The sequence below is a fragment of the Dietzia sp. CQ4 genome, from assembly GCF_014145125.1.
Taxonomy (GTDB): domain Bacteria; phylum Actinomycetota; class Actinomycetes; order Mycobacteriales; family Mycobacteriaceae; genus Dietzia; species Dietzia natronolimnaea.
In genome coordinates, this window is sequence record NZ_JAALDZ010000375.1 from 1 (window position 1) to 3,509 (window position 3,509).

Annotated in this window: 3 protein-coding genes and 1 pseudogene; 1 reads left to right on the plus strand and 3 read right to left on the minus strand. The window is 70.3% G+C overall.

From position 1 onward, the window contains the following. From G6031_RS17265 to acs, 3 genes are all read right to left on the minus strand, one after another. On the minus strand, nt 1–344 hold a 344-nt coding region (locus G6031_RS17265), incomplete at its 3' end, for an alpha/beta fold hydrolase (protein ID WP_182653933.1). A gap of 146 nt (nt 345–490) precedes the next feature. Next, nucleotides 491–1,006, minus strand: coding sequence for a phage holin family protein (locus tag G6031_RS17270; protein WP_182653934.1), 516 nt, complete (start codon nt 1,004–1,006; stop codon nt 491–493). Nucleotides 1,007–1,087: 81 nt separating this feature from the next. Beyond that, nucleotides 1,088–3,055 carry an acetate--CoA ligase gene (acs, locus tag G6031_RS17275; RefSeq protein ID WP_182610671.1) on the minus strand — a complete coding sequence of 656 codons (1,968 nt, stop codon included), beginning with the start codon at nt 3,053–3,055 and terminating at the stop codon, nt 1,088–1,090. A gap of 199 nt (nt 3,056–3,254) precedes the next feature. Between acs and G6031_RS17280 the strand changes: the two are divergent. Then, nucleotides 3,255–3,509: pseudogene (locus G6031_RS17280) on the plus strand (hypothetical protein); the annotation flags it as partial.

Here is a 3,509-nt window from a genome sequence, read left to right on the forward strand (position 1 = left end):
CGTTGGGCGCGATCGCGGAGTGCGGCGTGGCGGGTGGCCAGGGGGTGGGGAGAGCCGACGACGACGAGGCCCCGCACGGCGCGCGGCCGGCGGTACGCGGCGGTCCAGGCCACGAATCCGCCCTCGCCCTGCCCCACGATCACCGCCGAGGTGTGGCCGAGAGCGCGGATGAGGTGCGTGATGTCGGCGGCCAGCGTCCACCCGTCGTAACCGCGCGGTGGTTTGTCGGAGTCCCCGTGGCCGCGCAGGTCCACCGCGACGGCGTGGAAACCGGCCTCGGCCAGCGCGACGACGGGCGCCCGCATGGTCCACCAGATGCCGCCCAGGCCGTGGATCATCAGCACCAGCGGTGGCAGCTCACCGGGGACGGTGTCGGGCGGGAGAGCCTCGGCGACGTGCAGGCGGATGCCGTTGGCCGAGACGTCACGATGCCGCCACGACCCGTCGATCCTGACGATCGACGGGTCGGGCGGCCGGTGTGCTGGCGTCTTCAGCTGCGCGTGGCGGGCTGGGGCGTCTCGGTGACCCGGACCGTCCCGGGCCGCGGCTCGACGCCCGTGGGCATGGCCAGCTTGAGGTCGGACACCGAGTCGATGGTGCGCTGGGGCTTACGGATCTTCTTGATCTTGCGGTAACCCAGCAGCCCGCACACCGCCGCCAGCAGCACCAGCACCACGAAGACGATGAGGAACCCGATCCAGTCCCACGACTTGGTACCGAACCACAGCGAGATGAGCTTCGCCCACATGAAGACGAACGGGAAGAAGGACATGAGGAGCAGCACGAGCGCCGCGACGAAGAAGCCCGACCCGGTGGCCGCCTTCTTGACCTGCTCGGTGACCTCGGTCTTCGCGAGCTCGATCTCCGCGCGGACGAGCGTGGACACCTGCGTCGTGGCGTTCTTGACCAGGGTCCCGATGCTGGCGTCGCCCCGACCGATCGAATCCGCGTCGTGCAGAGGGATCGATGCCTCGGTCGGCGAGTGGGTTCCCTGGGCGTGGCTCACGGTTGTTCCTCCATTGTCAGGCGACGGATGCACCGTCGTCCATCGTGCCACGACACGTGGCTGCCTTCACCCGCTACCCGGTCAGCCGCGCGTGCCCTTCTCCCTGATCTGCTCCATGATGGTCGGATCCGACAGCGTCGAGGTGTCCCCGCCGTCGCGGCCCTCGGCCATGTCCTTGAGCAGGCGCCGCATGATCTTCCCGGACCGCGTCTTGGGCAGCTCGGGCACGATCGTGATGTCGCGCGGCTTGGCGATCGGGGAGATCTCCCGCGACACCTCGGCCCGCAGCTCGTCGATGAGCTTCTGCCGGTCCTCCTCGGCGTCGACGTTGCCGCGCAGGATCACGTAGGCGACGATCGCCTGACCGGTGGTCTCGTCGTTGGCGCCGACCACCGCCGCCTCGGCGACCGCGCGGTGACCCACGAGGGCGGACTCGACCTCCGAGGTGGAGATGCGGTGACCGGAGATGTTCATGACGTCGTCGACGCGGCCCAGCACCCACAGCGCGCCGTCGGCGTCCCACTTGGCGCCGTCACCGGCGAAGTAGTACCCCTCCTCGGCGAACCGGGACCAGTAGGTGTCGCGGTAGCGCTCCATGTCGCCCCAGATGCCGCGGAGCATGGACGGCCACGGCTCGGTGAGCACCAGGAAGCCCTGCTCCTCCGCGCCGACCTCCTTGGCGTCGCTGTCCACGATGGCCACGTCGATTCCGGGCAGCGGCCGCATGGCCGAACCGGGCTTGGTCTCGGTCACGCCCGGCAGCGGGGAGATCATGATCGCGCCGGTCTCGGTCTGCCACCACGTGTCCACGATGGGGGCCTTGCCGCCGCCGAGGTTGTCGCGGTACCAGCGCCACGCCTCCGGGTTGATCGGCTCACCGACGGAGCCGAGCAGGCGGATCGAGGACAGGTCGTGGGCGGCCGGGATCTCGGCGCCCCACTTCATGAAGGTCCGCACGAGGGTCGGCGCCGAGTAGTAGATGGTGACGCCGTACTTCTCGATGATCTGGAAGTGGCGGTGCTCGTCCGGCGAGTTGGGGGTGCCCTCGTAGACGATGCACTCGGCACCGTTCGAGAGCGGGGCGTACACGCCGTACGTGTGGCCGGTGACCCAGCCGACGTCCGCGGTGCACCAGTAGACGTCCTGGCCGGCCTTGTGGTCGAACACGTTGTGGTGGGTGTAGGACGCCTGGGTGAGGTAGCCGCCGGAGGTGTGGACGATGCCCTTGGGCTTGCCCGTGGTCCCGGAGGTGTAGAGCAGGAACAGCGGGTGCTCGGAGTCGAAGGCCTCCGGCGTGTGCTCGGTGGACTGCTGCGGGACCACCTCGTCCCACCAGACGTCCCGGCCCTCCGTCCACTCGACGTCCAGGCCGGTGCGGCGCACGACGAGGACGTTCTGCACGGACTTCGCGTGCCCGTCGACGCCCTCGAGATTCCCGGCCAACGCGTCGTCGACGCCGGCCTTCAGCGGCGCCGGCTTGCCACGACGGAACTGTCCGTCAGCGGTGATCACGAGCTTGGCCTCGGCGTCGTCGATACGGGAGCGCAGGGCGGCGGGCGAGAAGCCGGCGAACACGACGGAGTGGGTCAGGCCGAGGCGTGCGCAGGCCAGCATGGCGATGTAGACCTCGGGCAGCAGCGGCATGTAGATGGCCACCCGGTCGCCGGCGACCAGCCCGAGGGAGCTGAGGTAGTTGGCCGCGCGGCTGACCTCGTCCTTGAGTTCGGCGTAGGTGATGTCCCGCGCGTCGTCCTCGGGCTCGCCGATCCAGTGGATGGCCACCCGGTCGCCGTTGCCGGCCTCGACGTGGCGGTCCACGCAGTTGTGGGCCACGTTGAGCGTGCCGCCCACGAACCACTTGGCGACCGGGGCGTCGGACCAGTCGAGGACCTCGGACCACTCGGTCGACCAGTCCAGGCGCCGTGCCTGCTCGTCCCAGAACGCGAGTCGGTCGGAGGCTGCGACGTCGTAGAGGTCGGCCTGCGCGTTGGCCTGTGCGGTGAAGTCGGGGTCGGGGGCGTAGGTCTGGGTGTGGTCGTGATCGGTCATCAGCGGCTCTCTCTCGGGATATGTGTTCACGGCGGCCGGAGTCGACACGGCGGAAACGACCGGACCGGTTTCTGTGAGCGTAGTCACATACCTGGTGCCGTGTTTCGCAACACACCCGATAGGGGGACGCGGGGGGAGGCGGGGTCAGGACCTCGGCTCGCGGCCTGCGGATTCGCCGGTCTCCCCGCCCTCCGCAGGGGTGCCGCCGGCACTCTTCGGGGTCTCGGCCCTCGCGTTGTCGGGGCCGTCGCCCACCGCGGTGGCGGGTGACGTCGTCGTCGCAGTCTTCCCCGCGCCCTCCGGCGCCTCGCCCGGTGACGTCCCGACGGTCCCGGGCGCCGTCTTCCCGGGCGCGGTCTTCCCGGGCGACTTCTCTCCGGCGGGCTTCTCCCCGGCCGACTTCGTGCCCGGGGTCCCCGTCTTCTCCGGGGTCGCCGCCGTGCCCGGGGTCGCC